The sequence below is a fragment of the Streptomyces sp. NPDC055287 genome (assembly GCF_053646035.1).
In genome coordinates this window covers 31550-45933 of sequence record NZ_JBSHNE010000024.1, presented here as the reverse complement: position 1 = coordinate 45933, position 14384 = coordinate 31550, and the positions used below count along the sequence as shown (strand labels likewise).

Annotated in this window: 13 protein-coding genes and 4 pseudogenes; 10 read left to right on the top strand and 7 right to left on the bottom strand. The window is 69.0% G+C overall.

Annotated elements, in window-relative coordinates:
- Window positions 1–78: 78 nt before the first annotated feature.
- Window positions 79–1422 carry an endonuclease domain-containing protein gene (locus tag ACWIHY_RS28600; protein WP_454378667.1) on the bottom strand — a complete coding sequence of 448 codons (1344 nt, stop codon included), beginning with the start codon at window positions 1420–1422 and terminating at the stop codon, window positions 79–81.
- Between the two features lie 181 nt (window positions 1423–1603).
- On the opposite strand from ACWIHY_RS28600, the gene ACWIHY_RS28595 reads away from it, so the two are divergent.
- On the top strand, window positions 1604–2146 hold the full coding sequence (locus tag ACWIHY_RS28595) for a GNAT family N-acetyltransferase (RefSeq protein WP_454378742.1): 543 nt from the start codon (window positions 1604–1606) through the stop codon (window positions 2144–2146).
- Here the strand turns inward: ACWIHY_RS28595 and ACWIHY_RS28590 are convergent.
- Together ACWIHY_RS28590 and ACWIHY_RS28585 are read right to left on the bottom strand one after the other, a co-directional pair.
- Window positions 2130–2333 (bottom strand): annotated as a pseudogene (locus ACWIHY_RS28590) (IS5 family transposase); the annotation flags it as partial. The gene ACWIHY_RS28595 and the pseudogene ACWIHY_RS28590 overlap by 17 nt on opposite strands.
- Before the next feature lie 265 nt (window positions 2334–2598).
- Window positions 2599–2829, bottom strand: a complete 231-nt coding sequence (locus ACWIHY_RS28585; protein ID WP_454378665.1) for a hypothetical protein — start codon at window positions 2827–2829, stop codon at window positions 2599–2601.
- A 294-nt stretch (window positions 2830–3123) separates the two neighbouring features.
- Between ACWIHY_RS28585 and ACWIHY_RS28580 the strand changes: the two genes are divergently transcribed.
- The 6 genes and pseudogenes from ACWIHY_RS28580 to ACWIHY_RS28555 all read left to right on the top strand — a co-directional run.
- The gene (locus ACWIHY_RS28580) at window positions 3124–4002 is read left to right on the top strand and encodes an SCO2400 family protein (protein ID WP_454378664.1); all 879 of its coding nucleotides are present in this window, start codon (window positions 3124–3126) and stop codon (window positions 4000–4002) included.
- A gap of 619 nt (window positions 4003–4621) precedes the next feature.
- The gene (locus tag ACWIHY_RS28575; protein WP_454378662.1) at window positions 4622–5014 is read left to right on the top strand and encodes a hypothetical protein; all 393 of its coding nucleotides are present in this window, start codon (window positions 4622–4624) and stop codon (window positions 5012–5014) included.
- Window positions 4986–5810, top strand: coding sequence for a hypothetical protein (locus ACWIHY_RS28570; RefSeq protein WP_454378661.1), 825 nt, complete (start codon window positions 4986–4988; stop codon window positions 5808–5810). The genes ACWIHY_RS28575 and ACWIHY_RS28570 overlap by 29 nt, the downstream gene beginning before the upstream one ends.
- Window positions 5810–7303, top strand: coding sequence for a hypothetical protein (locus ACWIHY_RS28565; RefSeq protein WP_454378659.1), 1494 nt, complete (start codon window positions 5810–5812; stop codon window positions 7301–7303). Before ACWIHY_RS28570 ends, ACWIHY_RS28565 begins: the two co-directional genes overlap by 1 nt.
- A gap of 670 nt (window positions 7304–7973) precedes the next feature.
- Window positions 7974–8330: pseudogene (locus tag ACWIHY_RS28560) on the top strand (transposase domain-containing protein); the annotation flags it as partial.
- 324 nt (window positions 8331–8654) lie between these two features.
- A pseudogene (locus ACWIHY_RS28555) lies at window positions 8655–8978 on the top strand (tyrosinase family protein); the annotation flags it as partial.
- Between the two features lie 161 nt (window positions 8979–9139).
- Here ACWIHY_RS28555 and ACWIHY_RS28550 read toward each other — a convergent pair.
- From ACWIHY_RS28550 to ACWIHY_RS28540, 3 genes are all read right to left on the bottom strand, one after another.
- A complete protein-coding gene (locus tag ACWIHY_RS28550) occupies window positions 9140–9718 on the bottom strand; it encodes a class I SAM-dependent methyltransferase (protein WP_454378657.1) in 579 nt (192 codons plus the stop codon).
- A 440-nt stretch (window positions 9719–10158) separates the two neighbouring features.
- Window positions 10159–10692 carry a 2'-5' RNA ligase family protein gene (locus tag ACWIHY_RS28545; RefSeq protein WP_454378656.1) on the bottom strand — a complete coding sequence of 178 codons (534 nt, stop codon included), beginning with the start codon at window positions 10690–10692 and terminating at the stop codon, window positions 10159–10161.
- A gap of 102 nt (window positions 10693–10794) precedes the next feature.
- Window positions 10795–11022 carry a hypothetical protein gene (locus ACWIHY_RS28540; protein WP_454378654.1) on the bottom strand — a complete coding sequence of 76 codons (228 nt, stop codon included), beginning with the start codon at window positions 11020–11022 and terminating at the stop codon, window positions 10795–10797.
- A 73-nt stretch (window positions 11023–11095) separates the two neighbouring features.
- On the opposite strand from ACWIHY_RS28540, the gene ACWIHY_RS28535 reads away from it, so the two are divergent.
- Both ACWIHY_RS28535 and ACWIHY_RS28530 read left to right on the top strand, forming a co-directional pair.
- The gene (locus ACWIHY_RS28535; RefSeq protein ID WP_454378653.1) at window positions 11096–11452 is read left to right on the top strand and encodes a hypothetical protein; all 357 of its coding nucleotides are present in this window, start codon (window positions 11096–11098) and stop codon (window positions 11450–11452) included.
- Window positions 11453–11491: 39 nt separating this feature from the next.
- The gene (locus ACWIHY_RS28530; protein WP_454378652.1) at window positions 11492–11986 is read left to right on the top strand and encodes a GNAT family N-acetyltransferase; all 495 of its coding nucleotides are present in this window, start codon (window positions 11492–11494) and stop codon (window positions 11984–11986) included.
- Window positions 11987–12292: 306 nt separating this feature from the next.
- Here ACWIHY_RS28530 and ACWIHY_RS28525 read toward each other — a convergent pair whose 3' ends face one another.
- Window positions 12293–12598, bottom strand: coding sequence for a DUF3427 domain-containing protein (locus ACWIHY_RS28525; RefSeq protein WP_454378740.1), 306 nt, complete (start codon window positions 12596–12598; stop codon window positions 12293–12295).
- 1111 nt (window positions 12599–13709) lie between these two features.
- Between ACWIHY_RS28525 and ACWIHY_RS28520 the strand changes: the two are divergent.
- Window positions 13710–14274: pseudogene (locus ACWIHY_RS28520) on the top strand (helix-turn-helix domain-containing protein); the annotation flags it as partial.
- Between the last annotated feature and the right edge of the window lie 110 nt (window positions 14275–14384).

Sequence of the window (14384 nt, the reverse complement as noted above, 5' to 3'; positions counted from 1 at the left end):
CTGGGGCGTGCGGGGTGAGCGTGTCGGGGGCCGGCAACTGCGAGGTGACGGTGGAGTGTCAGGTCTCCCGGTACCCGCTCAAAACAGTTCTAGGTCCTCGCCGCTGGTGTCCGCGATGACTGGCCGGAACTGGGCAGGGAGGCCGTCCAAACGGTCAGGACCGGCCGCGGCGGCGACGGCAGGGGCCGTCTCGGCCAACCAGACACGAAACCGCTCGGCGGCATCGCGGTAGGGGACTCGCGCCAGGACACGGTGCTCGCCGGAGGGGCAGAAGTCGACGGTGACAGTGAGCAGGCAGGAACGGGGCGCCTTCTGACTGCCCGTCCAGGACACGCGCAGGACACCGCAGGGCTTGCGCCCGCGGGGGGCGCGGTGGGTCGGGCGCAGCGATCGGCAGGCTATGAGGGCGGTCCATGCAGCGAGGTGCGGCAGGGGCAGGGTGTTGCGTGCGCGGCAGCCGGGGCAGCGGTGCCAGTGGCGGAGCCAGTCGTCGGTGTCGGTGTGGAAGAGGCGTGTGTAGCGGTTCGCCACGCGGATGTCGTTGCTGTACAGGTGGTCGGGGCGTTCCTGTGTGTTGCAGGACTGGCAGACGGGGGCGCGGACGTAGCCGTGTTCGTGGCAGTGGTCGAGCACGGTGGCGGGCGCAGTGCGGCAGACGGCGCACGCCCACCCAGCCACCCGGCGGGAGGTACCAGGCCTCCTGCTGAGCACCGAGTACAGCTGGCCTTCCAGCTCTTTGTTGTACGGGCGCAGTGAGGCGGTGGGGCCCTCGGGGCTCGTCGTCTGCCGACCGCCGGCGACTCGGGCCCGCCGGGGGTGGGAGGGCGGCTCGGTGACGGCTGCGCTTGCCTGGCGGGTCCGCGCGGCTTGCACCCACTGCGTGTCGGCGTGCTCGGCCGCGTCCAGCAGCCTGACCACAGCGCGCGGCAGCCACCACGTGCGCTGCGTCCCGTCGCGGGTCTGCTCCACGAGCATCTGTCGCCAGTCGATCCCCGCCAGATGGTACGGCCGGGCGTCTTCACGTCGTGCTGCCCGCTCGCGGCCTCCCAGCTCCTGCAGTTCCCCCGCGATGCGCTGGCGCCAACGCAGCGGCGTTTCCTCGTTGCACTCCTGCCTCGGCGCCCCACGAAACGGACCGATGCGGACCAGGTCGTGCCGATCCATCCCAACCGCGTTCAGTTCCGCGGCCGCCCGGCGCACCTCAACCTCCGGAACACTCCACTGACCGCCGCTCGCCCTCACCGTCGCCACCACATGGCCGCCGAGCAGGACGTACCCCTCCCGGGCACGGGCAGGAGAGCAGGTGAATGCCCCAGAAGCCGACGGCACAGCACTGTCGGCCGTCAAATCGACCCACAGAGCGTCCGCGGCAACCAGGGTGATCAGGCCGTCCGTGTGACCGGGCATGACACGCTCTGACATACCGACAGGCTAACGGCCTGCAACGCGGCAACGGGTCCCAAACGCCTCGGTCATGCGGGCCGCCGCCTACGCCGCATCCGCCGCCCCGCAACCCCTTATTCCTAAGCATCTTGTTCACCATCGACCTTTCCTTTCCGTGGAGCCGGTGGCCATCCCCTAGTTTGTGATCCAGAATGATTCGATGGTCACGCTTGAGACTCCCCGTTTGATCCTGCGTCGCTGGCGCGAGGAAGACGTTGCGCCCATGGCTGCCGTCAATGCCGACCCCGAGGTCATGCGGTGGATCCGTGACGGCAGCGTCCGTGACGAACAGCAGACTCGCGGCGGGGTCCAGGCATGGGAGAGCGAGTGGGAGTCACAGGGCTTCGGCCTGTTCGCCGTGGAGATCCGGTCCACAGGCGAGCTGGCCGGGTTCACCGGCCTTTCGGTGCCCCACTTCTTGCCGGAGGTACTGCCAGCCGTTGAGGTCGGCTGGCGGTTGGGACGTTCCTACTGGGGGCAGGGCTTGGCTACCGAGGCCGCTACCGCCGCTGTACGGTTCGGGTTTGAAGAACGAGGGCTGGAGCGGATCGTCAGCATCACTCAAGTGGGCAACGACGCCTCCGAACGGATCATGACCAAACTGGGGATGCATCCGGTCCGTGAGACCGTCAATCCCACCTGCGGTCGGCGAGTACGGGTGTTCGAGTTGTCATCGGACCAGTACGTCACAACCACTCGTTGATGGCGGCAACGAGGACGGTAGCCTCGTAGCGGACCGCGAGTTTGTCGTACCTGGTGGCCACGGCTCGATGTCTCTTGAGGCGATTGACGCCGCTCTCGACCGCATGCCGGGCCTTGTAGTCCTCTGGGTCGAACTTCGGTGGTCGGCCACCGCTGGACCCGCGCTTCTTGCGGTTGCGGACCTGGTCGACCTCCCTCGCCATGATCGGTGAGACGAGCACTCGACAGTGGCTACGGCTCTCCCGAGAACGCCTTGTTCCACCTGCCACGATTCGCGACTCAACCTGTCACCTCACAGGCCAGCGGCCCCGTCTCTGCAAGATCCAATGAGGCGGGACAAACGTGCTCCCTTCCCCGAAAGTGGACCGAACAGTCGCTGCTCGGGCTGTGAATCCCGATCATGGCGCGGCGGGAGCCAGCCCGTCACCGCACGCAGCGCGTTTCGCAATCCGCTCAGGGCGGTCCCACCACGAACGGCGGTTCAGTACCGAGGCAGAAGAGGTTGGTGGTGCCCTGAGCCCGGTTGAGGTCGCCGCGTGCCAGCAGCGGCAGTGGGGTACCGGCCGGCAGGCACACGTTGGCCCGCCGCACCCGCGAACAGCCGCAGCGGCCGGTGGGTTCGCGGCCCGTGTTCCGGCCGCCCAGCACCGCCCGTGGGGTGCGGGAAGTGAACGCAGCCGGCACGGAAGGCCGTTGGCTGTCGCTCCGGGTGCCGCGCGGGGACTTTTGCATGAACAGGCATGACGGCCGCAGGAGTTACGTATCCCACGTTTCGGCCGCCGGATGAACAGTGACTCGCCGGGCCCCGTTGACCTCGATAACCGGTGCCGCATCCCCAGACCGGTGAGTGAGCGAGGTTCGCACATGCCAAGGATCCTTCTGCACGACGCCCGGCGCCGCGCGACCGCGGGCTGCTGCCCGGCCAGGTCGGCGCACCACGGTTCCTGCCCGCGACTCACGCACTGAACGGTCGAACCCATGGACTACTGCGTCCCCTGCCGCCGCACTCTCAACGGCACCGTGACGTGCCCGGAATGCGGGGCGTACGACTCCGGCATGCAGCCGCCGAGCGATTGGACCGCTGAGGCTCCTGCCGTCGGCACGGCGGCGATGGAGGTCCTCCTCAACGAAGGACCGGGCCCGGTCGAGCCCCCCGGCGTTCCCCGGCACGCCACTCCCCCGGCTGCCGTACCCGCGGCCCAGGCGCGGTCAACGACCGAAGCTGTGCCCGAGCCTCGGGCGGCCACCGTACCCGTAGCGCAGCCTCGGGCAGCCGTTGTGCCCCAGGTTCAGCGCCACCGTCCGCCTCGCTGGAAGAAGTACGGCGGCCGGGCTCTTGCCGCGGCCACCTTCGCGATACTGGGTGGCCTGGCGACCGCATCGCTGCTGCCGGACCACTCCGCCGGTGCCCCTCAGGCGACGCCGAGCCCAGAGCAGGCGTCCCCCGACGAGCCCCAGGGGCAGGCGACCGAGCCGCCGAAAGCCTCACGCTCCCCGGAACGTCCGGCCACACGCCCGGCCAGAGGCACCGCCAGGGACCGTAACAAGGGGGTGACTCGCCGTCCTCGTGCGACGCCCACTCCGCCGGAGCCGCCGGCTTCCAAGGCCCCCACCGCCGCCCCCGCTCCACCGCCTGCGAAAGCCACTCCGACTCCCAGCCCCTCCAGTGGCCGCCCCAGCCAGTCGCCCCCGGCGACCACCGCCCCTTCCCCGAGTCCTACCGGAAGTGTCAGCGCATCCCCCACGGGCAGCCCCGCGCCGAGCACACCAGGTACGCCGGTGCCCGACGCGCCTAGGAAACGGGCACAGCCGCTGCTGGGGAACCTGCTCCCCATCGGGACGGGCGGTGGTCGGTAGGAGCGTTCCCGGAAGCGAGTGCCCGGCGGCGCCTGACATGGTGGCAGGCGGGGCCGGCAGCGGGAGAAGTCGATTTCGCGGAGGGTAGGCCCGGACGGTCCGGACGCTTTCGCCGTCAAGGTCGAGAACGATAAGAAAGCGGGCACCTGCTTCTGCCCTGCGCGCGGAGTCTTGCCTCTGTGGGTATGGGCTCGGGAGTGGCTGGATCGGCGCATCATCGGTGAGTCGACACGTCGCAACTATGTCTGCGTGAACATGCGGCGCAGTGTCCTTCTCGGCTGCGACGTAGCAGGCCCTGGCATTGCAGGCGCGATTCCAGAACGTCTGTTGCTCAACTGCGAGAGCGCCTGGTGGCACGGGAGCTTGATGCAGCCGAGTTTCGAAGACGCCTGGGTACTTGCTTCAGAGGCTGTGTTCTGCACGACGAGTCGGGGGGTCGGGATTTGGCCCTCAGGTGCCCCTTCGCCTCCCCCACGCGGGGTAGGCGGGGTCGACCCGGCGGCCACGCGAAGGGCGGGAGGCCACCCTGTGCCGCGCCGTCCAGTCAGGGGATGCTGTCTCCGAAGGACCCACCGCAAAAGATGGGTTGGGGCCGGTTGATCATCTAGCGGTGGTTGGCGTGGCGGGACGAGATCTGCGAGCGCTGTTCAGCAGCAACGACCGGGGCATGGCCACGACGGAGGCGTTCACCAACCGCCAGCTGCAGTGGGAACTGATCGCGTCCGCGCTCGCCGATCACCTGCGGCACACCGCCGACCGGGGCTTCGACGTCGAGGACCTCGAAGCCCCGCGCAACAACGTGATCGTGTTCCACGGCGTCGGCGGCATCGGCAAAACCACGCTCTCCCGCAAGCTCGAGAACGCGCTCGCCGGCGCCGAGCACCGACCCGCCCAGTGGGGGCGAACCCACCTGGAGCGGCGAGCGGATCCTGCCCGTACGCATCGACCTGGCCCGTTCCGCGAACACGGATTTCGAGCAGCTCGTGCTGACGACCCGAGCCGCGCTCGCTGAACTCGGCCGACCACTACCCGCTTTCGACCTGGCCCTGCGCCGCTACTGGGAGCAGCAGCACCCTGGGGAGTCGCTGGAGGAGTACCTGCGCCGCGGCGGACTGGTCGGCCGGTTCGGTAGAGCGATGCCGCAGCAGATGCAGGCCGCTCTCGCGGACGTCGCCCAGGCGCTGCTGCTGCCGGGCAGCGTTGGCACAGCGGTTGGTGCGGTGGCCGGCTCCCTCACGAGGGCGCTGCGGGAGCGGCGGCAGACTGTCCGCGCGCTCTCCGGGTGTGCGAGGCTCGCCGATCTGCTGGAGGCCGAGGCCGATCTGGAGGCGCTGTCCTTCTATCCGCACCTGCTGGCGTGGGAGCTGGCCCAGCTCCCTGCGGACAAGCGCGTGACGCCGATCCTGCTGGACACCTTCGAGGACGTCGGCGACCGGACCCACCGTGACCTGGAGCGCCTCATCCAGCGTGTGGTGTGGCTGATGCCCAACGCCTTCTTCATCGTCACCGGCCGCTCCCGGCTGCAGTGGGCCGAGATGGCGTTGCAGGGCCAGCTCGACTACACCGGACCGGCGGCCTGGCCCGGTTTGGCCGCCACCGCCGTCGTACCGACCGTCCGTACTACGGCGACAGGGGCCGCACGGAGCGGCGGGCGACAGGTGCTGATCGGCGACTTTCCCCTGAGGATTGCGACGACTACCTCGGCCGCCGGCTCGCCCGCGACGGCCAGCCGCTCATCGACGGCGCGATCCGCCAGGTCATCACCGGTCGGTCGCACGGCCTGCCGCTCTACCTTGACCTGTCGGTGATGCGGTTCCTGGAGATCCGCCGTACGGGCCGCGAACCGCAGCCGGCCGACTTCGACCACGACTTTCCCGCTCTGATCGCCCGAACCCTGAGCGACCTGCCCCCCGACGAGCGACACATCCTGCGCTCGGTCGCACTGCTCGATGCGTTCGACCTGGCCCTGGCGACCCGGGTTGCGGGTACGGCGCACGAGGCGCCGACGACGCGGCTGATCGAGCGGCCCTTCGTACGGGAGAACCCGTTCGGACTGTGGCCCTACCACCTGCACGGCCTGATCCGCTCCACCGTCCGCAACGCCGACGACCAGGCCGACGACCGCTGGTCCCCACGCAACTGGCAGCAAGCTGCCGGCCGGGCCCTCTCCGCACTCGGCGAGCAGTGGACCACTGGCACCGGACGGGACCGGATTCTGCTCGTCAGCTGCCTGCGCCAGGGCCTAAACCTCGCCCGTGACTTCCGACTCGAGCTGGGGTGGCTCGCTGAGGCTGCGTGGAGCTACGTGAGCGACTCAGTGTGGGAGCCGCTGGCCCCACCCGCCGGGCCGGAGTCGGCCAGCACGCTGGAGACAGCGGCCGATGCCCTGGTCGAGTTGCTCAGCGCGCTCGCCCGACGCCAGCACGAGCACCGGGAACGCGCCGCCGACCGGCTCGCTGCGGTCACCGGCACCGGGCTGCTTCCTGCCGATCTGCACGAGATGGCCGTCTGCTACTCGGCCAATATTCAGCGCGACCTCGGCCGCTCCGAGGCCTCGCGCCGGGGCATGCAGCTCGTCGCCGACGGCGGCGGCCGCCTCGCTCCCGTGGCCCGTCGCGGCCTGGCCCACCTCGCTCGCCTCGCCGGTGACTTCCCCACCGCGTACGACACCGCCCGCACGCTCGGATGGGAGGGCCGTCACCACCGGGTCGGGGGCGACATCTGGTGGCCCCACGGCGACGTGACCCGCTCCGCCACCGCATACGAAGCAGCCCGCTTGGAAGCCGAACAGCACGGCGTCGTCGGCGAACACGCCACCTCCCAAGCACAGCGCGCCTTCGTCCTCGCGTTCACCAATCCAGAGCGTGCCGACGACGAGGTTGAACTGGCCCGCCACCTCATCACCGGGCTCAACCTGCGCCAGACCGGCCACACCATCGAGATAGCCACCCTCGTACGCGACGCCGGGACACAGAGGGACCTCGAGGACCGCGCCCGAATCCTCCGAGAAGAGATCCACACCTCCGGCATCACCCATGCCGCAGCTGCCCTCGAACTCGCCATGTGCTTCCACCACGCCGTGCTCGACAACGACCACGCGTTCACCACGGCCATCGCTCGCCTGCGCGACCTCCCCCAAGGCGGCGACCATGCCTACTACGTCGACACCGCCCACTTCATGGCCGACCTCTCCCCCAACGGCGCCTCCGGGGCCCGGTGGCTGGACGGCGAGCAGCCCACCCGCAACCGCTGGCGCACGCTGGTCACCGCACGGCGCGAGTACCTGCGCAATGCGCGCTGAGAACGCAGTCGGCGGCCGTTTCCACTGGAAACGGCCGCCGTTCCTGCGAACGCCGACGGCTGGATGCGACGCGGTCAGGTGGGATTGAGCCCGGTGTGATGCCCATTCCCGCGTACAGCTCGGGCTCAAGTGACAGAACCGTGAGCGGCTCCCCCGCCTTGACCGCCTGCCAGGCGATCGCCGCCACGTGAGCCACCGGCCAGTCCACGCTCGGCCAGTCCATCGCATCAACGGCGTGCAACTTACGGAAGGCGATGGAGTGATTCTCGTCGCGCTCAGGACCCGAATGGGGATGCTGACCAGGCCAAAGCTGATCGCGCCGCTCCAGATGGGGCGTGGCATGGCGGGCCTCCAGCGGTGGGGAGATCCACGGACATCCGGTCTACTTTGCAATCCGGCGACCCCCTGACAGCGCGAATCGAACGAGAATACGAACGGACTGCTGCGGCGTACTTCCGCAAGAGCACCGACTTGTCCGTGCACAGCCGTCAGACCTGGACAGCGTCGCCGCCGAGCTCAACAACCGGCCACGCAATGCCACGAAGTTAGGCGTTATCAGTGCCGGTCAAGTGGGTTGAAGTGATCGGCTGTTCCGCTCCGAGAACTCCGGGTTCGGGCTATCTAGGAACGGTCTGTAGCGGCCTGTCCTGATCCGAGGTTGTGGTGTGTGATGCGATCTGATGCCGACGTTATTGCCTCGGCTCATCCTTCCGCCACCAGTGTGTCTGCCGCAGGTCACCTGGGTGAGCTGACCCGGTATGTACCGATGGAGCTGGTCGATGCTCTGCTGGAGGAGGCAGGGGCGGTGCAGCAGCGGTTGCGGTCTCTGCCTTCGCGGGTGGGGGTGTACTTCGTGCTTGCGCTGGGGCTGTTTCCGCACCTGGGATACGCCAGAGTGTGGGGCAAGTTGGTCGCGAGTCTGGCCGGACAGGTGGTGCCGTCCCCTTCGGAGAAGGCGCTGCGCGATGTGCGCCGTCGCTCGGGGCCGACGCCGTTTCGGGCGTTGCGTACGAGCGGCGGACCACTCCGTGCTCTCCGCGCGAGCGGAGGTGAACCGGCGATCCTGTGGGACCGCGAGCAGGCCACGATGTGCTCTCCGCGCGAGCGGAGGTGAACCGTCAGCCATGGGGCCCACCGACCGGCGGCTGCAGGCCACTGCGGTGGCGGTCACGACAACGCGGCGGTCACGATCACGAGGGCGGCGGGGCCGCGACGATCGCATCCCCTCCAGAGGTGGCGGCGTCCGATGAACATCCGAAAGACATCTACATCCTGACCCCACAGGAGCTCGCCGACTTCCAGTACGCACTCAACGCGAACAAGGTCGACGGCGGTTACGACGACTCATCGAGCTCCTCACCACGCGATGATCGAGGCGACCACCCTGTCGGGAGAGACCGTGCACCCGAGCGTCCACAATATCGCTCACCGTGGGCCGACGTTCCTGCCCTGGCACCGGTACTTCTGCCGGGAACTGGAACTGCTGCTCCAAGCCAAGGAGAAGAACGTCGCTCTCCCCTACTGGGACGAGGCGGCGGACGCGGTCGCAACGCCTGGGGACGCAGGCGCTTGCCAATACCGGCTGCCGTGCCCGGCGCAGGAAGGATTCAGTCGGGTGCTCGTGATGGAGTCTGAGGGTCAGGAGCGGCTCAGGCCCCACGCCTGCAAAGCATAAGGCCGCCCCTTCTCCTCACCCGTGATCAGCGGCATGTCGAGCAGTCCGACGGACATGGTGGCGTCCATAGGCAGCCCAGGCGGCGGCGTTGTTTGATTCGGCGGACAACTCGTCTCCCGGGTCGTGGCCGTCGGTTCCGGTCTGCGCTCGTGCGTCCGGTTTCATGGGCGGAGGGCGAAGCATCGGTAAGTGCCGATGCTGGTGGTGTCGACTCGGGACCAGTTGGCGGTGAGCAGCTCGGCGTAAGCGGCTTCGAGTTCCCACGCAAGGGCTTGGTCTTGTGTCTGGCCATGTACGGAGGTTCCGACCCAGAAGAGTCCGCCCGGTGTGAGGAGGTGGCGTACGCGGGCGAGGAAGGCCGGCTTGTCGGGGATCCACCGGTAGACCAGTCGGCAGGTCACGAGGGCGTAGGCCGTATGCGGCAGCAGCGCCAGGTCGTCGTGCTGGAAGTCCATCTGGCGCAGGTCGAGGTGTGGGTGGCGAAGTCGGCCCGTGGCCAGAGCGGCCGGTGCGCAGTCGACGCCGGTGACTTGGTATCCGAGGGTGTGGAGGTGCTGTGCGAGGTCTCCTTCGCCGCATCCGATGTCCAGCGCCGGTCGCCCGCGGCCCTGGCCGGCCTGCTGGTGCAGATGCTCGGCTTCGTTCCGGTCGAAGCGGCGGTAGCGGCGGCCGGCTCGCCACAGCGGGGCCCAATAGGCCTCGGCGGTCCTGGCTCCGTCGGGACGGGGTGCGGGCGTCATGACTGCCAGCCCATCTATGTGTAGGCGCTGCCTTGAGTGATGCCCTCGAGGGCTGCCCGGGTGTACTCGACCAGCTGGTCCGGCAGGGAGTTCTACGACCACCAGCGCCACTCCGTGCAGCGGTCGGGCTCCCGCAGCTCGGGCTCGCCCGCCCAACGGGTCGCGGCGAAGAACATCTGCAAGGGCCATAATCGCCTTGACTGCCCCCACTTTGTCCTCAGGGAAGCCGAGTCTCCGTGCTTCGGCCTGGGCCTCGAATAGGTGCCGAACCCTTTCCCATCCTTCGGACGGTTGGAAGCGAGCCAGCGTCCATGGTTGATCACCGCAAGGTGAAGACAGTGATCCGAGCACATCATCGCCGCATCTCACCCACCAGACTGGTCCGTCGGTGCTCTCGTCCCTGCGTTGCACAACCCCTCCTCACTGGTTCTCCACTGCCCTTAGGGGCGGGGCTCCAGCACCTCCTGGGCGCCGGTCTGGGTGTCGTAGCTGCGCAGGGTGGTGAGCCGGGCCGACAACGGCGGCGCCGGCAGCAGTTCGGGGACCCGCCGGCCGGCGAAGGCACCGGCCCGCCGAGTCCGGCCGAGGGTGATGTGCGGGCTCCAGCGCCCAGGTTCGTGGAAGGGGTTGAGGGTCTCGGGCGGGCTGTCCGAGGCCACCGCCTCCCACACCCGGCGGTGCAAGCCGGCCAGCGCCAAGTCGCAGTCCAGCGCCCAGGCCAGCACCGAGGTGGGCCGCGCGAAACGGACCACGCCGGTGAAGTGCACCGGCAGCGGCAGGGCGGCGGCCACCTCGGCGAGCTCCCAGCGAATCGAGGCGGTCAGCTCCGGGCAGGCGGCCAGGGTGAGGTGCGGGCTGTTCGTCGGTGAGCGGTGGCGCGCCTGACTGGGCAGCCCCGCATCCGCCAGCCGCCGCCAGGCCTCCCGGACCGCTAGCTCTGCCGTCTCATCCAACAGGAGCTCGACCGTGCGCACCGCCGCAGCCTACCGGCGATCGCCTGCGCTACCGCTGCCCATCGGCCAGGCCGTCAGGCAGTACGCAGCGCCTGCGGTTACTGGCCGGCGATCACGATGGCGTCAGCCTGCGGCGACGGCGGTCTTGTTGCTGCAGTGGACGAAGCCAATCGCGAAGCTTCCGCCTGCGAGCTCGCCAGCACCGCACACTGCGTTATGGGCGTTGCTCACAGTGCCATCGATGATGCCGGTCTGCCCGTCGGCGCCCAGGTGGTCGATGACTTCGGCGAGGGTACGCAGCCAGAGGCCGGATGCGACGATGCAGCCCCGCTCGGCGAGCAGGGGCCGCACTTCACTGATCGCACGTGTGATGGTGGAGCGGTCAACACCCGAACCAACAGGCCAGCACGTCGTGCGTGGCGCCATGGCGGAGGTTGACCACGGTGGCCAACAGCCGGTCGACGAAGACCAGTCTGTGCTTGGCTCCGGCGCCAACAGCGCGGCGACGGGGCCGCGACGCCAGTCCGGCCTGGTGCCGCTCGTGCCACAACGGGCCGATCTCGGCACCGAGTTCAGCGATCACATCCGCGGCAGTCCGGTGACCCTCTGGCTGCCAATGATTGCCGCACGTACCCGGTTCCCCACCACACCCACCACACCCACCATGATCAACGCTCATGGCTTCGACGCGCCACCGCTAACCATGCACGAGCTCGTAAGGACTGTCCCGCACAAGGGCTGTGGGCCGCCGGTCGGCTTGCTAACGTCGGCTCGATTCTGATGTGGAACGCCCCGTCGTTCCGTCCGACGCGGAGGCATGATGACTGACAACGTGGCCAGGGACATCTCGCTGCGACCCCTGACCGAGGACGACATCCCGGCGCTCTTCGAGATCCAGCTCGACGAGGCCGCCCAGCATCTTGCGGCCTTCACCGATGCCAAGACCGCCCGCGACGCCGACGCCTTCCGGCAGAAATATCGGAAGATCCTGGCCGACGACGCGATGGTCAACCGGGTCATCGAGATCCACGGTGAGGTCGTCGGCAGCGCGGCCACCTTTCCGATCGAGGGCGACACGGAGCTCACCTACTGGATACGTAAGGACTGGTGGGGCCGGGGTGTGGCCACCGCGGCCGTCGCGGCGCTGCTCGACGAGGTGACGGAGCGGCCGATCCACGCCCGGGTCGTGGAGGACAACCCCGGCTCCGTCCGGGTGCTGGAACGCAACGGGTTCGTGCGCGTCGGCAGCGAGGACTCGTTCGCTCCCGGCCGCCAGGCCACCGTCACCGAGCTGGTTTTCAAGCTGGCCGACTGACAACCAGGCCCGGCGCGCATCCGCGCAGACCGGGCCGGGACAACGACATCTGCGCGCCGCATGGTTCAACGACCGCGCGGCGCGTCGCTGTGCTTACACATTTCGGCCCGGAACTACCGTAGGACAACCGAGACGACTGCCAGTTCGACGGCGAGACCTGGCTACGCGACGACCTGCTCGACCTCGCCTCACCCTACGCCGAACATCCTGACTACCTCCGCCGAGCCTGAGGCGGAGATCGTTTACGGGACAGCCCCCGGCCGCCGTACGTATGGCGGGAACCGGGGCCCGGGGCGGCGCCGGGATTCAGGTGGCGGGCGCCGTGGTCGGCATGCGCGACCAGATCCGGTCGGGCAGCGGGTGGTGCAGGCGCCACGTGATCGCCATCGGCTTGCTGCCGGTGTGCCGCTCGTAGGTGGCCGGGCCGAGCAGGGTCCACGGCATCGCCTTACCGCTGGTGGTGTCCTTGCTGTCCCGCAGGAACAACAGCACGTGACTGCCTTGCTGTGCGTGCGTTTGGTAGCGCTGCCCGGTCGGCGAGGCGGGCGCGGTCGAGTTCTGCGACTCCCAGTGGAAGCGGGTGGGGCTGAGCGTGTAGTCCTTGTAGCGGATGGTCGGGGGAAAAGTCCCGTTCGCTCTTGTTGAGGGTGATCAGCAGGGCGTCCGTCTTGTTCGCCGGATCCCACAGCACGCCTTGGGCGAAGAAGCCGGGCAGCTGGCCGCCGAGGCGGGCCACGCCCATCGCGGCGAGGATCTCGGAGCGGTTGTAGGCGTGGTGGATGCTCATCGGGATGTGGACGTGCGCCCCGGTCAGGGGCTGCCCCTGACGCGTCTGGGGGCTGTGCATGAGGTGCGTGAGGAGCTGGTCGAGCTCGCTGCGCACCTGGTGCTGGCCGCGCAGCGAGGCCAGGCCCTCGGTGTAGGAGGTGAAGCCACCGGCCTTGTCCCAGAGGTTGAAGAACAGCATCCGCGCCAGGGTCTGCTCCCACTCGGTCAGGTCGTCGTAGGACGGGGCGGCGTGAGCGGTGAACTGCCGGTATGCAATGACGCGTTCGGTGTCGTCGATGTGCAGCAAGGAGTGCACGCGCTTGAGCAGCGCCGCCTCGCCCGGGACCGGGGTGGTGGGGGTGGGGATGGGGTCGGTGCGCCGCAGGATCGCGGTCCACGAGCTGCTGCCCCGGTACACGTCCGCGATGTCACGGCCGGTACGGGCGAGGAACTCCGACAGCTCGGTGGTACCAACCGTCTTAACTTCCTTGGCGAGAGTCTGCACCGTCACCCGCGCGGGAGCCGCTGGGCAGTCGTCAAAGGTGGAGGCGGAGGCGGGGTTCGTCATCAGACAGAGCCCTTTCATCAGGGGAGAAGGAACCCGCCGGGCACAGGGGCGGCTGATCGGCACACCCGTTCTCGGCTGTGAGCACACACTGGCCGCCGCCCGGCCAACAGGCGCAGCTCGCAGCCCGTCCGCGGTGCCCGCCGGCCACCGGGGGCAGGGAGAAGGGCTGTGGCGGGGGCAGGGAAACAGCGCGCGGCTGGGCGGAGGGCCGGCCGGACGCGTATGGCTCCGGGTGGCCCGATGGGCAGGTGAGGACGGAGCCGGACGACGCGCGCGGCCTCGCGGGCATGGGTGGCGGCGCCTCGATGTAGGCGCTGTACACGTACGGCCCCATGCCCGCTCCTTCCGTCCTAGTGCTCGTCGCAACACCCCAGCTCAGGGGATGCGATGGACTTCAAGATCATTGAGAACCGGGGCAGTCAGGGCCGCAAGCCTCTGGTCCGTGAGCGGGAGGAATACTTCCGGCTCATGGACCAGGGGCTGAGCAGTCGAGAAGCATGCCGAGCGGTCGGCATCAACCTGCGCACCGGCAAGCGGTGGCGGAACGGACGCGGGGCGACCACCGGGGAGAAGGCCAGGCCCAGCGTGCGGCGGCCGATCTCGCCGGACGCTCCGTCGCGGTACTTGCGTGAGGCTGACCGCCTTCACATCGCCGACCGGCTGACCGAGAAGGCATCCATCCGGGCAGATCGCCGTCGAGCTCAGCCGCAGCCCCTCCACCATGAGCCGCGAGATACGCCGCAACGGCATGCCGCTGCGTGGTGACGTGTCCTGGTGGGCCTACCGCCCTCACGCCGCACAGAGCCGAGCAGAGGCCCGTCGGCCCCGCCCGAAGGCCGGGAAGATAGGGCAGAACCCCGAGCTGCAAGGCTTCATCCAGCGCCACCTCGAACAGCGGTGGAGCCCGGAGCAGATCAGCCAGGTTCCGCGGACACGCTTCCCCGACCGGCCTTGTCGTCGGCGACGACGAGCGAGGGCGCGGGCGGCGCCACGGTCTTGCCGGTGCCCCGAGGGATCAGGTCGTTGGGCCCGTACCGGTAGTTCTCGCAAGGCTCGGGGGAC

Coding starts and splice junctions, on each gene's coding strand:
- ACWIHY_RS28595 (WP_454378742.1), top strand. CDS start 1,604: ATGGTCACGCTTGAGACTCCCCGTTTGATCCTGCGTCGCTGGCGCGAG.
- ACWIHY_RS28565 (WP_454378659.1), top strand. CDS start 5,810: ATGCGGTTCCTGGAGATCCGCCGTACGGGCCGCGAACCGCAGCCGGCC.
- ACWIHY_RS28535 (WP_454378653.1), top strand. CDS start 11,096: ATGGCGGAGGTTGACCACGGTGGCCAACAGCCGGTCGACGAAGACCAG.
- ACWIHY_RS28530 (WP_454378652.1), top strand. CDS start 11,492: ATGACTGACAACGTGGCCAGGGACATCTCGCTGCGACCCCTGACCGAG.
- ACWIHY_RS28600 (WP_454378667.1), bottom strand. CDS start 1,422: ATGTCAGAGCGTGTCATGCCCGGTCACACGGACGGCCTGATCACCCTG.
- ACWIHY_RS28580 (WP_454378664.1), top strand. CDS start 3,124: ATGGACTACTGCGTCCCCTGCCGCCGCACTCTCAACGGCACCGTGACG.
- ACWIHY_RS28550 (WP_454378657.1), bottom strand. CDS start 9,718: ATGACGCCCGCACCCCGTCCCGACGGAGCCAGGACCGCCGAGGCCTAT.